This window comes from Hyphomonas sp. KY3 (assembly GCF_017309975.1).
GTDB lineage: Bacteria > Pseudomonadota > Alphaproteobacteria > Caulobacterales > Hyphomonadaceae > Hyphomonas.
Genome location: NZ_CP022271.1, coordinates 2,045,753 through 2,064,897, shown reverse-complemented (window position 1 = coordinate 2,064,897; position 19,145 = coordinate 2,045,753). Strand labels below are relative to the sequence as shown.

Genomic DNA, 19,145 nt, shown 5'->3' with positions numbered 1-19,145 from the left:
GCGCTATCAGAGCCGCCAATCGATTGTATTCCGTACGCGGCGGTTGGGGCGGCTGGAGAGAACGGAATTCAGATAGGCGTCGTTTTCGGATTTTTTGGGCTTGGATTCATAGCCCAATTCGACCGACACTTCGTAATGGGTGACTTGTCCCTTGCTGATGAAGCCACGGGCGGTCGAGACTTCGAACCAGTCTGGTTCCCCAAAGAGATCGCGCGCCTGAACCAGGGCCCGATCAATCGCGTCGTCAACCGAAATCGGTGACAGGCCGACGATGCGGCGAAGAGGAGGGTGGGCGCTTGCCATAAGTTAATAGGTTGCTTCTGCGTTTTGTGGGTTCTCTTGCAAGTACTATGCAAGACCAGAGTAATTGTTCCGAAAAAACCTTGTATTGCTTTAGATTTGTGTCCGCTCCACTATCCGTCAGCGAGTCAGGGAGAAAGTTAATGGCCATCAAAGGTGGATGTTATTGCGGCGCGATCCGGTATGAGGCAGGAGGCGATGCGATCATGAAGGCAAGTTGCCATTGCCGGGAATGCCAATACTTCACGGGTGGGCAGGCCAATACGATCATGGCGATGCCAACTGCGGAGTTCCGTTACACGCTCGGCACGCCAAAAGGATATCGCCGGGGAGATCTGGAACGTGGAGCGCTACGCGAATTTTGCTCCGATTGCGGAACGCATATCGCAACGCGATCCCCCTCACTGCCGCAGGCGGTGATCCTGAAAGTCGGCACACTTGATGATCCATCCGTGTTCGGTGCGGCCCAAATGGCCATGCAGATTGCGGATGCGCAAAGCTTCCATCATGTTCCAGACAATATCGCCAGATTTGAAAGGTTTCCGGGCCAATGATCAGGATAATTTCCATCATACTCGCAGGTGCAGTAGTGTCGGGCTGTGCCTATCTGCAGGATGTCTATTCCAGCGACGGCGTGTATGGGTCGGGGGCGGACCCTTATGAAAAGATCCAGTTCGCGGGAGAAAAGGCCACAGGGACCGAACGTGCCGCGTGTGAATCCGCAGGCGGTCGCGTTGCGCGTGACGGCATGCGGGGGTGGGAACAATGCATTCAACCCTTCGAAGACGCCGGAAAGGCGTGTGCGGATAATGCCGATTGCATTGGCCAATGCCGTCTCAGCCTCGGCGACGACATGCCAGAAGCCGGCAAGCCTGTTATGGGCAAGTGCCAAGCGACTGACAGCCCCTTCGGATGCTATGCCACCGTCGAAAATGGACGCGTGACACCGGCGCTCTGCGTAGACTAGATTACACCGGAAGAAGGTGCGCCTGCGCTTCGTCGCGGCCGCCGTCGAAATGCTGGATTGAAAATATATTGGAAAGATCAATCGGGCCCGTAGGGTCGAACCGGCCCCAATTTTCCAGCGTGCAGCTGGAATGGGGCAACAGGGGCGGCTGGCCGGTGGCTTTTCCGATCTGCCAGATCGGCACGGCAAGACAGGCGGGCAGGGATTGGAAATGGGCGCGGACGCGACCTGTTGGCAGAATGCGCGGCAAGGCCAGCGCGACATCGCGAACCGGATGAAGAAATTCCGGCAGGGTCACATTGGCTGGATCGAAAGATGACAGGAAACCCCGGTCGCGGCTGAGGCCATAATCTGCAAGCTTCATGATGTGCTTCCTCCCAAAAGCATTTTATTTCATTTGAAACTAACTCTGCTTTCGCCGGATTGGCCAGACCATATTCTGCGAAAAGCTCGCACATTGCAGGGATTTTCAGGAGGGGACTTCACAAAGGCTCGCGACTCCCTTATTGGGCCAAAAAGGGAGCTCCCCACATGAAAATCCGGCAAGCCATTACCTTCGACGACGTGCTGCTCCAGCCCGGGGCCAGCGAGGTCATGCCCGCTGACGTCAACGTCTCCACCTTCCTGACCAAAGCCATTCCGCTGAACATTCCGCTGATCTCGGCGGCGATGGACACGGTGACCGAGGCACGCCTGGCGATTGCCATGGCGCAGTCCGGCGGTATCGGCGTGATCCACCGCAATCTCTCAATCGAACAGCAGGCCGGTGAAGTGGCCATGGTGAAGAAATATGAGAGCGGCGTGGTGATGAACCCCGTCACGATCTCGCCGAGTGCGAGCCTTGGCGATCTGGTCGAGCTGAAACAGCGCACGGGCTTTTCCGGCGTGCCGGTCGTGGACAAGAGCGGCAAGGTGGTCGGCATTATCACCAATCGCGATACGCGCTTTGCCGATGACGTCTCGGAATCGGTGGCGAACCTGATGACGAAAGAGGTCGTGACCGTGAAAATGGACACGCCGAACGACGAAGCCCGGCGCCTGTTGCACAAGCATCGGATCGAGCGTCTGGTCATCGTGGATGACGATAATCGCTGCGTCGGCCTGCTGACCGTGAAGGACATGGACAAGGCGGCCGTGAACCCGAACGCCGCCAAGGACGCCGCCGGTCGCTTGCGCGTCGCGGCGGCCTCGACCGTGGGCGATGCCGGGTTCGAGCGCACCGAAGCTCTGATCGCGGCGGGCGTGGATTGTGTCATCATTGACACCGCGCATGGCCATTCGATCTCCGTCGCGCAGGCGGTTGAGCGGGCGAAGAAGATATCCAATTCCGTCCAGATCATTGCCGGGAACGTGGCGACCGCCGAGGCGACGAAAGCGCTGATCGATGCGGGCGCGGATGCGGTGAAGGTCGGCATCGGGCCGGGCTCGATCTGTACGACGCGGATTGTGGCCGGGGTTGGCGTGCCGCAATTGACGGCCATCGAGGCGTGCGCGAACGCTGCGCAGGCGAGCGGCGTGCCGGTGATTGCCGATGGCGGCATCAAATTCTCGGGCGACTTTGCCAAGGCGCTCGCCGCCGGGGCCTCGACCGCGATGATGGGCTCGATGTTCGCTGGCACCGAGGAAGCGCCCGGCGAAGTGTTCCTCTACCAGGGTCGTTCGTACAAGGCCTATCGCGGCATGGGCAGCCTCGGCGCAATGGCGCGTGGCTCGGCCGACCGCTATTTCCAGAAGGACGCCGCGCAGGAGAAGCTGGTGCCGGAAGGCATTGAAGGCCAGGTGCCGTTCAAGGGCCCGCTCGGTCCGATCATCCACCAGATGGTTGGCGGCCTGCGCGCGGCGATGGGCTATGTCGGCGCCAAGACGATCGACGAGCTGCACGAGAAGGCCGAATTCGTCCAGATCACCGGCGCGGGCCTGCAGGAAAGCCACGTCCACGACGTGCAAATGACGCGGGAAAGCCCGAATTATTCGCTAAGTAGGGGGTAGGCCGATTGGGCGGGCTTGATGCGAGTCGGGCCTCGTCCTTCGACTTCGCTCAGGATGAGACCCTCATTGAACCAATGGGTCCCGCCACATCGCTTCCATCTGCGGTGAGCCTTCTCCGACCTCGAACAGTTTCATGCGTTCGAAGCCGTGGCTCATATAGAAGCCGGAATTGGCGGGATTGGAGTTTTCCAGATAGCAGGGCAGGCCCGCGCGGTCGGCGGCGTCCAGCATGGGGCGCAATATCGTCTTGCCGAGGCCTTTGCCACGCGCAGCCTTCCGTGTGCCGATGGTGAAGAGGTAGAGGTGGCGTTCGGTCGGATGATATTGCTGCATGATCTCGCCGGCCTTCAGCGCCCGCTTCACGGTGCCTTTTGATCCTTTGCTGAGAAGCGAAAGGACCAGCCGGAAGGTCTGGAGTGATGTCAGCCCATGCCGCGTTTCGGACAAGGCCCACATTGTGGCGGCATCATCGCCAATCTGGTGGCAGATACCCTCTGGAAGATACATGTCTCGCGCCAGCTGTCGGAAGGTCGCCCGGATGGCGGCGTCGGTGCCGAATATCCAGCGATTGATGGGATCTTCGGAAAATGCTTCAGCCGTGATGTCGCCGATCTGTCGCCAGTCAGCCGGGCTTGCAGTCGTCACCTGCGGTGGCAGGTCCAGTTTGAGCATCGATTATCTCTCCAGCCACGTTATCCAGCCACTATTTACGGGACTTGGCCAGACCGCGCCCTAGCTTGAACTGTAATTAATACGGGGAATCGGCATGACGGACGGGATCGCAATCATCGGAGCAGGATTGGCCGGGCTCGCCGCCGGACGGGCATTGGCGGAGACGGGTATGACACCGGTCATATTCGAGAAGAGCCGAGGACTGGGCGGTCGTCTGGCGACTCGTCGCACGGATTTCGGGCCGATTGACCATGGTGCACCTGGGGTTCCAGCCAGCGTGCCGGGCCGCGGTGAGGTTTGGCACAGCGCACCGGTCGAGATGCGCCAGACGGGGCTGCCCGGCATGAGCGCGCTCGCCCGTGCGATGTCTGGCGGACTGGATATTCGAAAGTCAGTGGAAGTTCAGCCGCTGAACCGCGCGGAAAACACCTGGAGGCTGAGCGACCAGCAGGGCGTAGGTCTGGGTGTCTTTGACCGGGTGATCGTGACGGCTCCGCCCATACAGGCTGCAACGCTCACTGCGGCGGATGCCACGCTGTCAGCGCAGATCACCAAAGCAGACATGTCGCCGCTCTGGACGCTGTTGATGGCCTTTGCAGACCCGACCGGGCTGGAGCAGGAGGTTCTCACGCTGGGCGGCGCGCTTGCAAAAGCGATCCCCATGCTGGCGAAGCCGGGCCAGACGGGCCTAGAACGCTGGACAGTGCATGCGAGCCCGGATTGGAGCGCAGAGAATCTGGAACTGGAAAAGGATGACGCAGCGGCGCGGTTGCTGGAAGCCGTCCGGGAGCAGGTGGATTTGCCTGGCGAACCTGACTACCTGGCCGCCCATCGCTGGCGGTATGCACGCGTGCGCACGCCGCTCGGGATGCCTTTTGCCGCGAGTGCCGATGGACGGCTGATCGTCGGCGGAGATTGGGCGCTCGGACGGCTCGCGAGTGATGCGGTCGAGAGCGGCCGCGCCATGGCGGCGCATGTGATTAGGAACACCGGTTAAGCTATTGCCGGTTTCCCTTGCCCATTTTGCGGGGTAACAGGGCGGTTTGCAGAGACTTGAGGGGCAAATCCCATGCGCAATGGCGGACGCATCGCAGCGGCAATAGACGTGCTAAACGACGTGCTGACCCGGCACCAGCCGGTGAAATCGGCTGCGCGGGACTGGGGCAAGCGCGCGCGTTATGCCGGATCGAAAGACCGGGCATGGGTCAGCGGCCTCGTGCTGGACGCGCTGCGCAAGCGCAATTCGATTGCGCATGCGATGGGCGATGACAGTCCGCGCGGCCTGATCCTCGGCGCGTTGGCACATGCTTGGGGCTGGAATATCAAGGAAATCGACTCGGCCATGGATGAAGACCATGCGCCCTCCAGGCTGACCCTGCAGGAGCGCGAGCGCCTCGTCATGGCCCCGGACCCGGTCGCGCCGCCGCATGTACAAGGCGACTATCCCGAATGGATGGCGCCCATGATGGCGCGTGTGTTCGGCGAGGAAGCCGCTGTCGAGGCACAGGCAATGGCCGTGCGCGCCGATGTGGACCTCCGCGTCAACACGCTGAAAGTGGATGCCGGGAAAGCGTCCCAGCCGCTGCGCAGCGCGAAAGCCGAAGCATCGCCGCTATTGCTCAACGCGTTCAATATTCCCGCCCGCGACCCGAGCGAGCGCGAAGCCTCTCTGGAGAGCATTCCGGCCTATTCCAAGGGCTGGGTCGAAGTGCAGGATGCGGGCAGCCAGATCGCGTCTGCAGCGGCGAATGCCCAACCGGGCGAGCAAGTCATGGATTATTGCGCAGGGGGTGGCGGCAAGACGCTGGCCATGGCCGCGCAGATGCAGGGTAAAGGTCAGATATTTGCCTATGACATTGACGGGCGGCGTCTGTCGGCGCTGATCCCGCGCCTCAAACGTTCCGGCGCGCACAATGTGCAACTGGTGCATCCGAGCGAGCCGACTCAGCTGGAAGACCTATCCGATCAGATGGACCTCGTTTTCGTGGATGCGCCCTGCACGGGGACCGGCACGTGGCGTCGGCGTCCGGACGCCAAGTGGCGGCTGAAAGAACGCCAGCTGGAAAAGCGCATGGGCGAGCAGGACGAGATCCTTGCGGCCGCGAGCGCCTATGTGAAGCCGGGCGGACGGCTGCTCTATGCGACTTGCTCTTTCCTGATGGAAGAAGACGAAGACCGCGTGGCGAAGTTCCTGGCGGCGCATTCCGAGTTTTCCGAGGAAGACGCGGCAGAGTCTGCCATTGCTTCCGGTCTGCTGACCGAAGAGAGCGCGGCGCTCGTGCGCAAATATCGCGGCCCCACCGGCAGCGTGCGCCTGACGCCGCGCCGGTCCGGCACGGATGGCTTCTTCTTTGCGGTCTTGCGGCGGGCCTAGGTCAGCTCTCGCTGAAACTGTCGATGGCCCCCAGCAGGGTGGCAACTTCGCGCCGTTCCTGTTCGCTCAGTTCGGGCCGCCAGACATCGAACAGGAGCACGATGCGGGTCTCGTCCGCTTCGTTCTTTGCTTCATGCTCGATCGTGTCGTCGAAGATGACCATGCGCCCTTCTTGCCAGTGATGCGTCTCACTGCCGACGCGTAGCCAGGCCGGGCCGGGCACGATCAGCGGCAGGTGGCAGATCAGGCGCGTGTTCACCATGCCATTGTGCGGCGGGATGTGCGCGCCGGGCTTCAGGACCGAAAACAGGACGGATGGGCACTTGCCGTCTGCGAAATCAAGCGGGACGCGTTCCAGCGCGGCCGTGGTGATCGGGCAACGGGCGCAGTTGGCTTCGATCTTCTGCCCGTCTTTCCAGAGATAGAAGGCGCTCCAGTCTGTATTGTCGAGCAGGTGATGGTCCTGTCCGCCAAGATGGCCTGCGCCGCGCTCGATATAGGGACGGAAGCTCGCCTGGTCCTCGGCGAGGACGGTGCGGAGTTCGGCCTGTATGTCAGGGGTTCTGTCTTCCATATCCTGCACCCAGTCGAACTGAGCCGTGTCGTAGAACTGGATCTGGGGCAGGCCGGGGAAATAATAGCGGCGCGGTTCCTGGAGATAGACGGGCTGGCGTCCAAGCAGGATATCGAGGGACTCGTTGAATCGGGCCGAGCGCTCGATAGGCGGGATCAGACCGTCCAGCCGGGCGGCATAGTCCGAGGCATAATCGGCGAGCCGGGTCTGGGCGCGCCGCAGGCCGGCCTGAACCGTAGCGGGAAGGTTCGGCATCTGGCCGGCGAGGGCGAGTGCGGCGCGATACCCGTCACTGGCGGCCTGGATATTGCCGCCCGAATGGCTGACATCGCCGAGCAGGAGCAGGCTGCCAAGATCGTTCGGGGATTGTGCCAGCACGGTGTGCAGCGTGTCGGCGGCCCCGTTCCAGTCTCCGGCGCGGGCCCGGTCGAGGGCTGCCTGTTTCAACTGGCTGAGTGAAGTCGTGTCAGTCATGACCTGATCGTCGTCCAGTTTCGGGCGCAGCGTCAATAGTGACGCGGGAACCGCCCGTAGCCTGTGGACGAATCCCTCAAGCTCGGCTATCGGGCGCCATGACTGAGCAGAGACACGAACGCGCCCTCATCGTCGATTTCGGCAGCCAGGTGACGCAACTGATCGCACGACGCCTGCGCGAGAGCGGCGTTTATTGTGAAATCCACCCTTTCAACAAGGTCGATGCGGCGTTTCTCGGCGAGTATGATCCGCAGGCCGTGATCCTGTCGGGCGGACCTTCCAGCGTGACATGGGACGACAGCCCGCGCGCCGATGATGCGATTTTTGAACTCGGCGTGCCGGTGCTTGGCATCTGTTACGGCCAGCAGGTCATGATGCAGCAACTGGGCGGCAAGGTCGAAAGCGGCACGAGCCGTGAATTCGGCCGGGCTTTCATCGAGAAGGTCGTGGACGACCCGATCCTGTCAGACCTGTTCCATTCGGGTGACAGCGAACAAGTCTGGATGAGCCATGGCGACCATGTTGCCGAGATGGCGCCGGGCTTTGGCGTAATCGCGAAATCGCCGGGCGCGCCCTATGCGATCATTTCAGACCCGGAACGCAAATTCTACGGCACGCAATTCCATCCGGAAGTCGTGCACACGGTGCATGGGCGTGAATTGCTGCGCAATTTCACGCATGGCGTCGCGGGCCTGAAGGGCGACTGGACAATGGCAGCCTACCGGGCCGAAGCCATCGAGAAGATCCGTGAGCAGGTCGGCAAGGGCCGGGTGATCTGTGGCCTGTCGGGCGGGGTGGATTCCTCGGTTGCGGCCGTGCTGATCCATGAAGCCATCGGTGACCAGCTGACCTGTGTGTATGTTGACCACGGATTGATGCGGCAGGGCGAGAGCGAGCAGGTGGTGACCCTGTTCCGCGAGCATTACAACATTCCGCTGGTGCATGTGGACGCATCGGACCTGTTCCTCGGCAAGCTGGAAGGCGTCTCGGACCCCGAACGCAAGCGCAAGATCATTGGCGGCCTGTTCATCGACGTGTTCGACGAGGAAGCCAAGAAGATCGGTGGCGCGGATTTCCTCGCGCAGGGCACGCTCTATCCGGACGTGATCGAAAGCGTCTCGGCCATTGGCGGGCCGAGCGTGACGATCAAGAGCCACCACAATGTTGGCGGCCTTCCGGAACGCATGAACATGAAACTGGTCGAGCCGCTGCGTGAGTTGTTCAAGGATGAAGTGCGCGCGCTGGGCCGTGAGTTGGGCTTGCCGGAGAGTTTTATCGGGCGGCACCCATTCCCCGGACCGGGTCTCGCGATCCGCATTCCCGGCGAGATCACGCGCGAGAAGGCCGACACACTGCGCAAGGCGGACGCGATCTATATCGACGAGATCCGCAAAGCGGGACTGTACGACGAAATCTGGCAGGCCTTCAGCGTTTTGCTGCCGGTCAACACGGTCGGCGTGATGGGGGACGAACGCACCTATGAGGCTGTGCTGGCCCTGCGCGCGGTGACCTCGACCGATGGTATGACGGCGGACTATTATCCGTACGAGCACGACTTCCTCGGCCGCGTCGCAACCCGCATCATCAATGAGGTAAAAGGCGTCAACCGCGTCGTCTATGACGTGACCAGCAAGCCGCCCGGCACGATCGAGTGGGAATAGTGACTTTGCCCTGGGTGACGGTTATTCTCGGCCTGTTGTCCTGAGAGTCCATTTCTCGCCGCTCTGTACACGCGGCCCAAACGCGGTAGAATCGCCCGTATGACTGATCTGATCGACACGCTGAAACAGCTCTCCGCGCTTGGGCAGGAGACCCGGCTGCTGACGTTCCGGGCGCTCATGGAGGCGGGGCCGGACGGTTTGCAGGCAGGCGCCATTGCCGAACATCTGGACGTCGCGCCTAACAAGCTGTCGGGACATCTCAACATATTGGTGAATTCCGGGCTGGTCAGCGTCACGCGTGACGGGCGCCGGATGATCTATACGGCCAGGATTGACGGCGTGAACCAGTTGCTCTCGGTGCTTGTCGACAATTGCTGTCACGGTCATCCAGAAGTGTGTGATCCGCTCGCCAGGAAATCGAAAATAAATTGTTAAATCAATATTCGGCAGAATATTGAAATAAAGTCTGTATCACGCTAAGGTCTTTCCAGAGTCGCACGGGAGGATGATATGCGAACTGGACTGAGGACGTACGCTATAATCGCTTTGACCGGTATAGGACTGGCGGCCTGCGCGGGCGCGCCGGACTCGGTCCAGGCTCCGGCCGAAACTTCTGCCACAACCGGTGACCTGGAGCTGCGCGCAAGCGGCTCTGGAAACTGGGATATCGACTGTGTCGCGGTCACCGGACGGGGAGAGGCGGATGCCAGCGTGAAGGGGCGGGGCTCAACCAGCACGGACATGTTGTTTGTGCGCGATGTCTCAACCGCCGCCTGCACCTATCAGACCGGGGCCTCGCCGGTCACCTTGAAACTGATGGAGGAAGGCCTGACATGCCCGTTCGGCGCGTTTGAAAGCGGGATTTGCCAGACAATTCTTCCAGCTGAGACCAGTGGAACACTTCAATTCTCGGTCAAATAATGTTTTAGAACCGCAACGTGACTCGGGCGCGAAGCGGGAGAGAATATGCGACGAATTTTGTGGGCCTTCGCGCTGATGGCGCACATATGCTCTGTTGCCGAGGCGGAGGAGGCTTTTCGGCTCAAGGATGCCGTAGACACTCCGGCCTGGCTGACGCTCAAGGGAGAGACCCGCGTCCGCTATGAGACGCTGCAGGGGCAGTTTCGGGCCGGCGGTGAGGGCGGCGACCAATTGCTACTGTTCCGCAGCCTATTGCTGGCTGAAGCAGACACCGGGCCGATCTCTTTCGGGGTCGAGATACAGGACAGCCGGACCTATCTGGCCGATGCCGGCACGCCGCTCTCCAGCAGCATCGCCAATCCGCTGGACCTTCTCCAGCTCTATACCCGCATCGACGAGTTGCCGGGCGTCTTCGGAGAGGGGTCGTCCAGCAAGCTGACCCTTGGGCGGCAAACGGTCTCCATCGGCTCGAAACGCCAGATCGAGCGCGTTGATTTTGCCAATGTCATCAAGAGCTATACCGGCGCGCATTTCGTCTCCACGGCTGAGCGCGGGGACGAACTCCATCTGGTCTATGTCGTGCCGACCGCGCGCTATCCGGATGCGCGGCCTGCGCTGGATGACAATGAACTGTCAGGGGATGAGGAACAGTGGGAGCGGCGCATCTGGGGCGTGCATTATCGCCGCGCGGATATCTTGCCGGCTTTGGCGCCGGGCCTCTGGGGCGAAGTGTTCGCCTACGGACTGGAAGAGCGGGATTCCGGCGACTTCCCGACGCCTGACAGGTCCTATTTCGCGCCGGGCTTTCGTCTCTACCGGAAGCCTGTTTCCGGACAGTGGGACATTGACCTAGAAGGCGCCCTGAGACGCGGCAGCCGCTACGCCTCAAACGATCCAATGGACACGCAAAGCCTTGAGGTGGAGGCCTCCATGCTGTTTGCCGCGGTCGGGTACACATTCGATGCGCCATGGCAGCCGCGCTTTGCGTTGGAATATTATCATGCCAGCGGCGACGAGGACCCGTTTGACCTCAATTACGACCAGCATGAGCGCCTGTTCGGGTCCCGGCGGACCGATCTCAATAATACCAGCATTCACGGGCCTCTGACTCCCGCCAATCTGAATGCGCCGGGCTTTCGGGTGGAAGTGAAACCGAATGCCCGATGGGACGCCCGATTCTACTATCATGCGGCGCATCTGGCATCGAAGACTGACAGCTGGGTCATTGCCAAGCTGCGGGATCCGTCCGGCCAATCCGGCGATTTCATCGGACACACGCTGGACGGGCGGGCACGCTACTGGGTGCTGCCGGACAGTCTCCGCCTGGAACTCGGTGCCTCCGCCCTGATGTATGGCGAGTTTGCCAAAGACGTACCGGGTGGTCCAGATGGGGACGGGACACTGTTCGGATACGCACAACTTACCTTTACCTTCTAGGGAGCCATCCTGGGCAGATTTGAACGCTATCTCGTCGTCCGGGAAGCGCTCCCATCGGGTCAGCATGCATGTAAATGTCTTCGGTATGTTTTTATTCGAGGACTTCAAGCTCGCGGGATGTTTGCGTCTGGCGGGTACCGAGTGTGCAGAAGTTGGTCGCAATACATTCCTCGGTGTGGACTTGCGTCAATCTCGAAGGCGCATCGACCCGGTTCCGATTCAGACGTTGGCGAATTCAAGCGATTGCGGGTCTCGAAATAGGAAATCGTCAGGATGCCATCCAATGGAAGGGGGCAGGCGCCTCCTTCCATTGGACTCCAGTAAGAGGATTGGTTGTTTTTGTTCAGCACTGTCTGGACTAGTAATTATCTTTGTTGTCCAGATCGTTGACAGATCCGTCCTTGTTCGTGTCGAGGGTCGAGAACATGCGCTTGCCGGAGGCGTGGAATTCGTCGAGCGAGAGATTTCCATCTTCGTCTGTGTCAAGCACGGTAAACCGGAAATCTGCCTGGTCGATTTGGCGTTTGCGCTGTGCCTCAAGTTGCTCGAGCAAGCGGGTTTCATATTCGGAAACATATTCTTCAGACTGGACAATTCCGTCTCCGTTGGCATCGCGTCTGAGATAGCCGTTCGCACGCTCTGAAATGAATTCGGCTTCGGTGACTTGCCCATCTCCATCAAGGTCATACTTTTGGAAGAAAGCATCCTTGCTATGTCCGTCAGCTGAGCGACGTGGAGTTTCGGACTCAGGCGTGACTGCGGCCGCGCTTGCAGTCTCGGCTTCAGCCGACGCTTTGGTGTCATGGGTGGCACACGCGGCGAGAGGCGCGAGCGCCAGGGTCAACAAGACCGGGTAAATGGATTTCATGTTTGGGTTTCCGTTCTGGTGGAAGGGTTTTTACCGAGCAACTTCGAAAGTCAGGGAGGTTGTGTAGCTGCGTTCATCAGTCTCTGCGCCTTCTGGCGCGTCCACCGCGTGACGGGTCATGAGGAGGTATTTGCCTGGCTTGTCGAAAGACAGGCTCACGGTTCCGGAGTCATCTGCCTCTACATGGCGTTCGTATTTCGGCGTTTCATAAGTTCCGCCCTGCCGTTTGATTTCCACAGATTGGCCAGCAAGCGGCTGGCCATCGAAGAGGAGCTTGAATTCAAATCCCTCTCCTAGATAAATCTCGTTTGGGTGGGTGACGGGCGTGATAAGCAAGCGGCCGATTGGCAAGTTGACCGCCTCCCACGTGGAAGCTCCTTTCGTCACATAGACGTCAGCAACCGTTTCGGTCTGACTGGTGATGACCTCGGTTGCATTTTGAGGAACTTCCGCATCGGGTCCGAAAACCGCCTGCCATTCACCATCAACAAGGGCCTTCTTGCTTTTTCGACCCAAGCGGACACCGGTGGTAAATCGATAGGTTCCCTCGGTGTCCAGATCACTTTCAAGAACAACCACCTGGCGCAACTGGGTTAGGGTCTTGAAGTCTTTCCGCGAGCCATCCGGAAGAATGACATGATAGTCCTCCGAAAGAACGGCGATCTCTGGCACGAAGGGGTCCTCACTAAAGGATGCCTGCACAGTGACGTGATCGCCTTCCGTCGTGACGAATGCATTGGGATACATAAAAGATGTATGAGCGTAAGCTGCTGCGCAAAGCGTGGTAGCCGACAAGATTCCGGCTGCGCCAAATTTCAGAATTGTCATAAAGACCCCTCAGTCACGTTATTGAGAATAATTATCACTTGCATGTACTGAGAATGCGATTTAGTTGCAAGTAGAGATTTTTGATTTTTGCGGCGGCCGTCGTGCTCAGCGCCTTTTAAGTGCAGACAGCGCGTCTGCACGCTCAATTCACGGAGATTTTGATGCGAAAGACCTTGTCAGGCATGGCTTTGACATCCGTTCTGCTGGCCATGTTACCCGGTGTCGCGACGGCGGATATGTTCAAACGACATCATGATCATGTTCTCGGAACGTCCCTGGATATTGTTGTGAATGCCCCCTCAGAGATAGATGCCGACAAGGCAGAGGAGGCGATTCTCAAGGAGATCGAACGTTTGCGCGGCGTATTCAGCACGTATGACAACTCCAGCGAGATATCACGTCTAAATCGCTCCATCGACACGACAATGTCTGACGATATGGTTCGTGTACTGGAGCGCTGTGAAGCCTATCGGATGCAAACGTCGAATGCGCTGAGCTGTCGTATTGGCAGCTTGATCGATACATGGGCCGTCGCCGAACGTGAGAACAAATTGCCAAACCGTCCCGCCATGCGAATAACTGCTGGAGAGATACGGCGCGCCAGCGTTGAAATTGATGCAGGGAAGGGAACCGTCAACCGACCGGATGAGGTGATTTTCGCTACCGATTCTTTGGCAAAGGGGTATATTCTGGACACGGCAGTCGAGGCGGCCATTGCCGCGTCCCCAAAGGTCTCAGGACTGTTGATGAACATTGGGGGTGACATACGGACCTGGGGCGCAGGCCCTCAAGACGGACAATGGGCCGTCGCGATCACCCGCGGCTCTGAGCTTGGAGAAGGCGGATCAGCGTTAGAAGGCCGTGTACAGATAAATGAAGGGGCAGTCGCAACAAGCGGTTCGGGACCTCGTGATCGTTTGGTTGGGGGGCAGCCCTATAGCCATGTCATATCCCCCGCAGATGGCTGGCCAGTCTTTCACGCTCTCACGGCGACGGTCTATGCGTCAGATGCCATCACCGCAGACGCACTTGCAACGGCACTCCTGGTGATGGACCTCAAGAGAGGATTGAATCTCGTGGAGAGTCTGCCGGGCGTAGAAGCGAAGATCGTGACGGAGGATGAAAGACGTCATCAGACTTCAGGATGGGGTGGCTTGAAGCCTGAGGGGAAGGCGACCAGCGAGATAGAGGCAAGCTGGCCGACGGGCTATGAATTTTCCATTGAGTTCGAGATTCCCGATCAAGATATTGCAGACTATGAGCGCCCCTATGTGGCGGTATGGATTGCAGACAAAGACAGAAATTTGGTGCGGATTCTCATGCTTGCCGGTCAACAAGCGCGCTGGATGGAGGAGAACTATTACTGGCACCGACGATTTGGCCGAAAGGCCGGGAGCCTTGTCGATGCGATCTCAGGTCCAACCCGGCGCCCCGGACAATACAAACTTGTATGGGATGGCCGGACAGATGATGGCCACACAGTTGGTCCAGGCGAGTACATCTTGCATCTTGAAGCTGCTCGCGAACATGGCGAGCATCAGCATGAGAGCGTTACTTTCACCCTTTCCGCTGATGCGTTCAATCACGAGATTGAGCCTGGGAATGAGCTTGGACACGTTTCGGTTCGGTTTGGCTCGACGGACTGATTTTCAAGTTGTTCCCTCGGAATATCCTCAAGACCCCTCAATCTCGACGGTAAAGCTGTGGCTGATGCCAGTTGGCGGAGCGGGAAATGGCGATGCTTTCTTCACAAAGATCAAGGCCTGACGATCAAACCTGGATGAGCCAGAGCTTTGGGAGACTTCAATGTGTTTGATCGTACCACGAGGGGAAACCGTGAATCGAATATGAGCGGATCCGGGACCGGAAGCGCGCGGTCTACGCAGTTGGGACAAGTGTCTCATCACCTCTCCCGAATAGTTCGAATGCTCCGAATTTCCTGCTGCTGGGGACTTTGCGCTTGCAGCAGAGTCGCCGCCAGATTCCTTGGTAGCTGGACTATTCGCATTGACAGACGTTTTGGCTTTTCGGTGTGAGTTGTTGCCAGCTGGCTTGTACTCGGCGGGTTCTGTCTGGGGTGCCGCTGAGGTCGCAGAGGAAACTGCCGTGGTTGGCGCTGTCTGAGCTGCCGGTTTAATTTGACGGTCTACAACGGCCGGCTCGTCAGTGTTTTCTTCAGGCAAAAGCGGGTCAGCGTCTGCAACGAGAGTTTCGGATTTGGGCTCATCCGGAGCTGTCTTCTCGACTTTGGGGGCTGCCTCCGGTGATTGAGGTGACGGTGAGGAGCGGGTGGCGGGCGGCTGTTCTGATTGTGCTGGGCTTGGTTCGGGTTCGCCTGATGGCGGGGCTTCGTGCTGCAAAGCATTTGTCGACGAGGCCATTGTTCCAAACTGCACGCCGAAGCTGTTTCCTGCCACCAATGCCGGCGGAGCGTGAGGGACTGTATACGCCAACACACTCAAGTGGGCCGCTGCCGCTGCTGACAGCGCAATCGAGAATTTGACCACATTCGCTTTCGTCATCCTGTGGTGTCCTCCGTCACGACAATGATGTTGGTCCTACCGCTCGCTCGAAGCTCTTTCACCAGCTTGAGGAGTTGCACTGCTGGCAGTTCGCGATCGGGAAGAAGGCGTAGGGAAGACGTATCTGCCGCCGGGCTGTCGAGAAGACTCTCCAGGCTAACCGGAGCGCCTCCCCGGCGTAGTTGACCGGTCTTGTCGATCGACACCGCGTCTGGAGGGACGCAGCATTCGAGATCTTGGGTCTGAACAAATCTTACAGATGGATCAGGTGGGGAGGCGAGCGTTCCTGCAATCATGAAGAAGATCAGGATCAGGAATACGATGTTGATCAGTGAGATCACGGGATCGCGGCGGGTTTGCAGTTTACTACGCTTCATGTCGGCTCCACCACGAGCACCTCAATCCAGGGCGTACGTTTCAGTTCAGCGAGGACGTCAATCAGTGTTTGCGTGGTAACATCGTCTGTTAACTTCACCGCCACTGTCGGTACGCTTTCATCATTTTCATGTATTTCGAGCCTGTAAGCGAGATGACTCAGCGGGACCGCCTTTCCGTCCAGCAGAAGGGTATCAGTCCCAATGGTTAGTATAAGGATGGGGTTGTCGGAGGTCTTACCGGCGGCTGCAGTGGTTGAGGCTATCTCGACCTCGGAAAACTTTGAGAAACTAGAAGCCAGCATAAAGAAAAGCAGCAGCAGAAAGATCACGTCGATAAGGGACGTGATCGACGCGCGACGGCGTGGACGGGTGCGCTTAAGTGCCATATCCAGCAGCAACTATTTCTCTGGCTGACGTCGCGCGCGTTTCCGGTGTAACGAGGACTGTGAATGCATGCTCGGCGAAAGCGCGTTCGCGGTCAGTCTGAGCTTCAAACCAGGACAGCGCAATGGATGTAGGCATGGCGACGGAGAGGCCTGCGGCGGTGGTCAGCAGGGCGACCCAGATACCGCCAGCAAGGGCTGCCGGATCTACCTGTGATCCCGCAGATTGCAGGGCCTGGAACGCCTCAATCATCCCCAGCACCGTTCCGAGAAGCCCTAGTAGGGGGGCCAATTGAGCAATCGTATCAAGGACGCGAAAGCCACCTTCATAGGGTTGCAACGCGAGGTCGGCTTCGGCTTCAAGTCGGGCAACAAGGCCTTCTCGCCCGCGTAGCGGCAAAGCGGACAGAAGAATGTTCGCCAGCCAATGTTTCGATGCGCGGAGCTGATCCGATGCACCTTGCTCATCGCCAGCGTCCAGAGCGCGGATGGCAGATTTGAGCGGCTTCAGGCGTCCGATCTGATCCGACCGAAATTGCCAGTATTTGAAGCCTGTCAGGGCGAGCGTGAAAATGGATGCAAGCAGAAGGATGGTAAGGATGGGACCGCCGACATCATATAAGTTTTGAAACATCGTGAGCATTCGCGTTTCCAATCAGATTTCGCTTTGAAACTCAGTTCGCTGCGGGAATGTTTGGCGAATTGTTACGAGCACCATGCAGCTGTTGGCAGCCGCGCATGGTGCTCGCATCGGTGGGGTACTGTCTAAAAGGCTTTCGACACCGTGAACTTGATGTTCCGCCCAGCCGCCGGACGCGTAGAAAGGAGCGGCGTGTAATTATGATCGAACAGGTTTTCAAACCCGAAGCGGAAGGATGTGTCCTTCAGGACACCTTCCTGTGGAGTGATCGTTGCGCGCAAATTGACAGTGGCAAAGCCCGGGGTCGTCGTGCCATTGCGGTCTGCTTCATCTGCCAGCACGAACTCGCTGGACAGATCGGCCAATCTCGATAAGCGCTTGCCGAGCGTGAGGCGCAGCGTGTTGGCTGGAGCATTCGTCCAATCCGCGACGGTGCTGTCTGTGCGGGTCTGTTCTGCATCAACGATATTGGCGTTGAGGTCAGCATAGTAGCCGTCGCGGCGGGCGTACGATCCTTCAAGCTCCAGCCCCTGGATTTCGATCGAGTCCACACCTGAGTAAGACGTGTTATCTTCCTGATCCGTGTGATAATAATTGGCCTTCATGGAAAGCGTATCATCCTGTCCAAGGACACCGATAAGGTCGTAGGATGCGCCGAACTCATAAGTCTTCCCGATCTCTGGCTGGCTCATATAGACCTCGTTCTCGAGGTCATCGAGAATGGGGAGGCTTTCCGTGTAAGCATAGCTTCCGAAGAGGGCAACGCCATTGTCAAACTGATAACGGAGCGATGCCCCGCCCATGAGCGCGTCATTGTCATAGCTCGCAGCGCTGCCATCATCGAGGGTCCCCTCGACTTCTGAGCTTTCAAACCGAAGGGCTGGTGCGAATGTCCATCCATCCAGAAAGTTGATCTGGTCGACTACGAACAGGGCGATGCGATTGTCTTCACCGCCTGGGGCCGAATTTGCATCAAGACGTTCTTTCTGGATGAACTCGATGCCCGTGCGCAAATCATGCACCAGAGCGCCTGTTTCAATATAGGCTGTGTTCTTCACGGTGAACTTCGTTGTCTCGTAGCGATGGTCGGCATCGACCGTGGCGAAGCATCCGAACGGGCCACTGCCGACAATACATTCCTGATCAATTTCCTGATTGGCGTAGGAATACACCGCATCAAGGTTCACCAAATCATTCGTGATAGGATTGAAATTGTAGGCAAGCGATATCGTTTCGGACTTGGTGTCACGATCCACATTTCCAAATGCGCCGCCGGTCGTACCGAAGGAGTCGTATGGTTTGTCCCGTTCGGTTGTCTCAGAATTGGTATAGCTGGCGCGCATGCTGTGGTCCCCGACCGTATAGCGGGCCTTCAGCAGATAGGAGGGCAGTTCAAATTCGCTGTTCTCAATGACATTGTCATTACCATCTTCCTGATTGTGTTGCTCGCGCCAGGAATAGTTCGCAAGGAGCTCAAGGTTTTCCGTGGGTTGGACTGCGAGCGTGCTGGAGGAGTTGAATCCGTCCATATTGGTTGCGCCGCCGAGGGTTTGACGGAAGGCGAGCCCCGTTTCGCCGCCCGTGAGGTCTGACGCATCGATCGTCTCAAGGCGCACAACCCCACCGATAATACCAGATCCGTACTCAAAGCTTCCGACAGTCCCGCGGATCACTTCGACGCTCTTGTAGAGATACGGATCGGTATAAAGCTGGGTGCCAATACGATAGAGTTCTTCCGAGCCCACGCTCGCGCCATCGACCTGAATTGCTACTTTCTGGTCAGTTCCGTAAGTGCCGTTGGCGCCAAAGCCACGAATATTGATCCCGGATCCGATCGGGGTGGAGCCGTTTACGAGGGAGACGCCAGGAACGGAGTCAATCAATTCCGCAACAGTGCCAGCTTGGCGGTCTTCTATTTCTTCCTGATCGACGACCGTGACTGGTGTGGCGGTGTCGGTCTGGACTTCCCTTTTACTCTCGCCGAGCGTCAGCGTGCCGAGGAACTCCTCACTGTCAGTGTTCGCGTCTTCCTGAGCGGAGGCTGGTGCCTGAAGCATAATGATCGATACGATCGCTGTGGCCCCGAACAGGGCGGTTTTACGGTTTACGATGTGGTTCATGGACCCCTCCAGATAATGCGTTAATGCAACTCAGTCGC

At 58.6% G+C, this 19,145-nt stretch carries 21 protein-coding genes; 10 read left to right on the top strand and 11 right to left on the bottom strand.

Annotated features, from left to right (window positions below):
• Nucleotides 1–6: 6 nt before the first annotated feature.
• On the bottom strand, nucleotides 7–303 hold the full coding sequence (locus tag CFA77_RS10150) for a dodecin family protein (RefSeq protein ID WP_206990591.1): 297 nt from the start codon (nucleotides 301–303) through the stop codon (nucleotides 7–9).
• A gap of 140 nt (nucleotides 304–443) precedes the next feature.
• Here CFA77_RS10150 and CFA77_RS10145 point away from each other — a divergent pair, with 140 nt between their 5' ends.
• Entirely contained in the window at nucleotides 444–854 is a 411-nt protein-coding gene (locus tag CFA77_RS10145; protein ID WP_206990590.1) for a GFA family protein, read from the top strand.
• Nucleotides 851–1,267 (top strand): hypothetical protein, encoded by a 417-nt coding sequence (locus tag CFA77_RS10140; protein ID WP_206990589.1) that lies wholly within the window; start codon nucleotides 851–853, stop codon nucleotides 1,265–1,267. The genes CFA77_RS10145 and CFA77_RS10140 overlap by 4 nt, the downstream gene beginning before the upstream one ends.
• 1 nt (nucleotide 1,268) lies before the next feature.
• Here CFA77_RS10140 and CFA77_RS10135 read toward each other — a convergent pair whose 3' ends face one another.
• Complete coding sequence (locus CFA77_RS10135) at nucleotides 1,269–1,631, bottom strand: hypothetical protein (RefSeq protein WP_206990588.1); 363 nt, start codon at nucleotides 1,629–1,631, stop codon at nucleotides 1,269–1,271.
• A 167-nt stretch (nucleotides 1,632–1,798) separates the two neighbouring features.
• On the opposite strand from CFA77_RS10135, the gene guaB reads away from it, so the two are divergent.
• Nucleotides 1,799–3,256, top strand: coding sequence for an IMP dehydrogenase (gene guaB / locus CFA77_RS10130; RefSeq protein ID WP_206990587.1), 1,458 nt, complete (start codon nucleotides 1,799–1,801; stop codon nucleotides 3,254–3,256).
• Nucleotides 3,257–3,319: 63 nt separating this feature from the next.
• Here guaB and CFA77_RS10125 read toward each other — a convergent pair whose 3' ends face one another.
• Nucleotides 3,320–3,928, bottom strand: coding sequence for an N-acetyltransferase (locus CFA77_RS10125; protein ID WP_206990586.1), 609 nt, complete (start codon nucleotides 3,926–3,928; stop codon nucleotides 3,320–3,322).
• A 94-nt stretch (nucleotides 3,929–4,022) separates the two neighbouring features.
• On the opposite strand from CFA77_RS10125, the gene CFA77_RS10120 reads away from it, so the two are divergent.
• Both CFA77_RS10120 and CFA77_RS10115 read left to right on the top strand, forming a co-directional pair.
• Nucleotides 4,023–4,925 carry an NAD(P)/FAD-dependent oxidoreductase gene (locus CFA77_RS10120; RefSeq protein ID WP_206990585.1) on the top strand — a complete coding sequence of 301 codons (903 nt, stop codon included), beginning with the start codon at nucleotides 4,023–4,025 and terminating at the stop codon, nucleotides 4,923–4,925.
• 72 nt (nucleotides 4,926–4,997) lie between these two features.
• Nucleotides 4,998–6,302, top strand: a complete 1,305-nt coding sequence (locus CFA77_RS10115) for an RsmB/NOP family class I SAM-dependent RNA methyltransferase (protein WP_206990584.1) — start codon at nucleotides 4,998–5,000, stop codon at nucleotides 6,300–6,302.
• Between the two features lies 1 nt (nucleotide 6,303).
• Here the strand turns inward: CFA77_RS10115 and CFA77_RS10110 are convergent, their stop codons facing one another.
• Entirely contained in the window at nucleotides 6,304–7,350 is a 1,047-nt protein-coding gene (locus CFA77_RS10110; RefSeq protein ID WP_206990583.1) for an aspartyl/asparaginyl beta-hydroxylase domain-containing protein, read from the bottom strand.
• A gap of 98 nt (nucleotides 7,351–7,448) precedes the next feature.
• On the opposite strand from CFA77_RS10110, the gene guaA reads away from it, so the two are divergent.
• The 4 genes from guaA to CFA77_RS10090 all read left to right on the top strand — a co-directional run bounded on the left by guaA (nucleotide 7,449) and on the right by CFA77_RS10090 (nucleotide 11,369).
• Nucleotides 7,449–9,011, top strand: coding sequence for a glutamine-hydrolyzing GMP synthase (guaA, locus tag CFA77_RS10105; RefSeq protein WP_206990582.1), 1,563 nt, complete (start codon nucleotides 7,449–7,451; stop codon nucleotides 9,009–9,011).
• A 99-nt stretch (nucleotides 9,012–9,110) separates the two neighbouring features.
• Entirely contained in the window at nucleotides 9,111–9,446 is a 336-nt protein-coding gene (locus tag CFA77_RS10100) for a helix-turn-helix transcriptional regulator (RefSeq protein ID WP_206990581.1), read from the top strand.
• Nucleotides 9,447–9,557: 111 nt separating this feature from the next.
• Nucleotides 9,558–9,932: a hypothetical protein gene (locus tag CFA77_RS10095; RefSeq protein ID WP_206990580.1), complete on the top strand. Its 375-nt coding sequence runs from the start codon at nucleotides 9,558–9,560 to the stop codon at nucleotides 9,930–9,932.
• A 45-nt stretch (nucleotides 9,933–9,977) separates the two neighbouring features.
• Entirely contained in the window at nucleotides 9,978–11,369 is a 1,392-nt protein-coding gene (locus CFA77_RS10090) for an alginate export family protein (RefSeq protein WP_206990579.1), read from the top strand.
• Between the two features lie 358 nt (nucleotides 11,370–11,727).
• On the opposite strand, the gene CFA77_RS10085 is transcribed toward CFA77_RS10090, so the two are convergent.
• Both CFA77_RS10085 and CFA77_RS10080 read right to left on the bottom strand, forming a co-directional pair.
• Nucleotides 11,728–12,237: an EF-hand domain-containing protein gene (locus CFA77_RS10085; protein WP_206990578.1), complete on the bottom strand. Its 510-nt coding sequence runs from the start codon at nucleotides 12,235–12,237 to the stop codon at nucleotides 11,728–11,730.
• A 30-nt stretch (nucleotides 12,238–12,267) separates the two neighbouring features.
• Entirely contained in the window at nucleotides 12,268–13,065 is a 798-nt protein-coding gene (locus tag CFA77_RS10080; RefSeq protein ID WP_206990577.1) for a DUF4198 domain-containing protein, read from the bottom strand.
• 182 nt (nucleotides 13,066–13,247) lie between these two features.
• Between CFA77_RS10080 and CFA77_RS10075 the strand changes: the two genes are divergently transcribed.
• On the top strand, nucleotides 13,248–14,711 hold the full coding sequence (locus CFA77_RS10075) for a DUF2271 domain-containing protein (protein ID WP_206990576.1): 1,464 nt from the start codon (nucleotides 13,248–13,250) through the stop codon (nucleotides 14,709–14,711).
• A gap of 27 nt (nucleotides 14,712–14,738) precedes the next feature.
• Here CFA77_RS10075 and CFA77_RS17305 read toward each other — a convergent pair whose 3' ends face one another.
• The 5 genes from CFA77_RS17305 to CFA77_RS10050 form a co-directional block, all read right to left on the bottom strand.
• The gene (locus CFA77_RS17305) at nucleotides 14,739–15,446 is read right to left on the bottom strand and encodes a cell envelope integrity protein TolA (protein WP_371822990.1); all 708 of its coding nucleotides are present in this window, start codon (nucleotides 15,444–15,446) and stop codon (nucleotides 14,739–14,741) included.
• A gap of 137 nt (nucleotides 15,447–15,583) precedes the next feature.
• Entirely contained in the window at nucleotides 15,584–15,964 is a 381-nt protein-coding gene (locus CFA77_RS10065) for a biopolymer transporter ExbD (RefSeq protein WP_206990574.1), read from the bottom strand.
• Complete coding sequence (locus CFA77_RS10060) at nucleotides 15,961–16,362, bottom strand: biopolymer transporter ExbD (RefSeq protein WP_206990573.1); 402 nt, start codon at nucleotides 16,360–16,362, stop codon at nucleotides 15,961–15,963. The genes CFA77_RS10065 and CFA77_RS10060 overlap by 4 nt, the downstream gene beginning before the upstream one ends.
• Entirely contained in the window at nucleotides 16,340–16,981 is a 642-nt protein-coding gene (locus CFA77_RS10055) for a MotA/TolQ/ExbB proton channel family protein (protein ID WP_206990572.1), read from the bottom strand. Before CFA77_RS10055 ends, CFA77_RS10060 begins: the two co-directional genes overlap by 23 nt.
• Before the next feature lie 131 nt (nucleotides 16,982–17,112).
• Nucleotides 17,113–19,107 (bottom strand): TonB-dependent receptor domain-containing protein, encoded by a 1,995-nt coding sequence (locus tag CFA77_RS10050; RefSeq protein WP_242517312.1) that lies wholly within the window; start codon nucleotides 19,105–19,107, stop codon nucleotides 17,113–17,115.
• Between the last annotated feature and the right edge of the window lie 38 nt (nucleotides 19,108–19,145).

What these genes read in the sequence shown, in the direction of transcription:
- CFA77_RS10150 (WP_206990591.1), bottom strand. Translation starts at nt 303, where the DNA reads ATGGCAAGCGCCCACCCTCCTCTTCGCCGCATCGTCGGCCTGTCACCG.
- CFA77_RS10145 (WP_206990590.1), top strand. Translation starts at nt 444, where the DNA reads ATGGCCATCAAAGGTGGATGTTATTGCGGCGCGATCCGGTATGAGGCA.
- CFA77_RS10140 (WP_206990589.1), top strand. Translation starts at nt 851, where the DNA reads ATGATCAGGATAATTTCCATCATACTCGCAGGTGCAGTAGTGTCGGGC.
- CFA77_RS10135 (WP_206990588.1), bottom strand. Translation starts at nt 1,631, where the DNA reads ATGAAGCTTGCAGATTATGGCCTCAGCCGCGACCGGGGTTTCCTGTCA.
- guaB (WP_206990587.1), top strand. Translation starts at nt 1,799, where the DNA reads ATGAAAATCCGGCAAGCCATTACCTTCGACGACGTGCTGCTCCAGCCC.
- CFA77_RS10125 (WP_206990586.1), bottom strand. Translation starts at nt 3,928, where the DNA reads ATGCTCAAACTGGACCTGCCACCGCAGGTGACGACTGCAAGCCCGGCT.
- CFA77_RS10120 (WP_206990585.1), top strand. Translation starts at nt 4,023, where the DNA reads ATGACGGACGGGATCGCAATCATCGGAGCAGGATTGGCCGGGCTCGCC.
- CFA77_RS10115 (WP_206990584.1), top strand. Translation starts at nt 4,998, where the DNA reads ATGCGCAATGGCGGACGCATCGCAGCGGCAATAGACGTGCTAAACGAC.
- CFA77_RS10110 (WP_206990583.1), bottom strand. Translation starts at nt 7,350, where the DNA reads ATGACTGACACGACTTCACTCAGCCAGTTGAAACAGGCAGCCCTCGAC.
- guaA (WP_206990582.1), top strand. Translation starts at nt 7,449, where the DNA reads ATGACTGAGCAGAGACACGAACGCGCCCTCATCGTCGATTTCGGCAGC.
- CFA77_RS10100 (WP_206990581.1), top strand. Translation starts at nt 9,111, where the DNA reads ATGACTGATCTGATCGACACGCTGAAACAGCTCTCCGCGCTTGGGCAG.
- CFA77_RS10090 (WP_206990579.1), top strand. Translation starts at nt 9,978, where the DNA reads ATGCGACGAATTTTGTGGGCCTTCGCGCTGATGGCGCACATATGCTCT.
- CFA77_RS10085 (WP_206990578.1), bottom strand. Translation starts at nt 12,237, where the DNA reads ATGAAATCCATTTACCCGGTCTTGTTGACCCTGGCGCTCGCGCCTCTC.
- CFA77_RS10080 (WP_206990577.1), bottom strand. Translation starts at nt 13,065, where the DNA reads ATGACAATTCTGAAATTTGGCGCAGCCGGAATCTTGTCGGCTACCACG.
- CFA77_RS10075 (WP_206990576.1), top strand. Translation starts at nt 13,248, where the DNA reads ATGGCTTTGACATCCGTTCTGCTGGCCATGTTACCCGGTGTCGCGACG.
- CFA77_RS17305 (WP_371822990.1), bottom strand. Translation starts at nt 15,446, where the DNA reads ATGGCCTCGTCGACAAATGCTTTGCAGCACGAAGCCCCGCCATCAGGC.
- CFA77_RS10065 (WP_206990574.1), bottom strand. Translation starts at nt 15,964, where the DNA reads ATGAAGCGTAGTAAACTGCAAACCCGCCGCGATCCCGTGATCTCACTG.
- CFA77_RS10055 (WP_206990572.1), bottom strand. Translation starts at nt 16,981, where the DNA reads ATGTTTCAAAACTTATATGATGTCGGCGGTCCCATCCTTACCATCCTT.
- CFA77_RS10050 (WP_242517312.1), bottom strand. Translation starts at nt 19,107, where the DNA reads ATGAACCACATCGTAAACCGTAAAACCGCCCTGTTCGGGGCCACAGCG.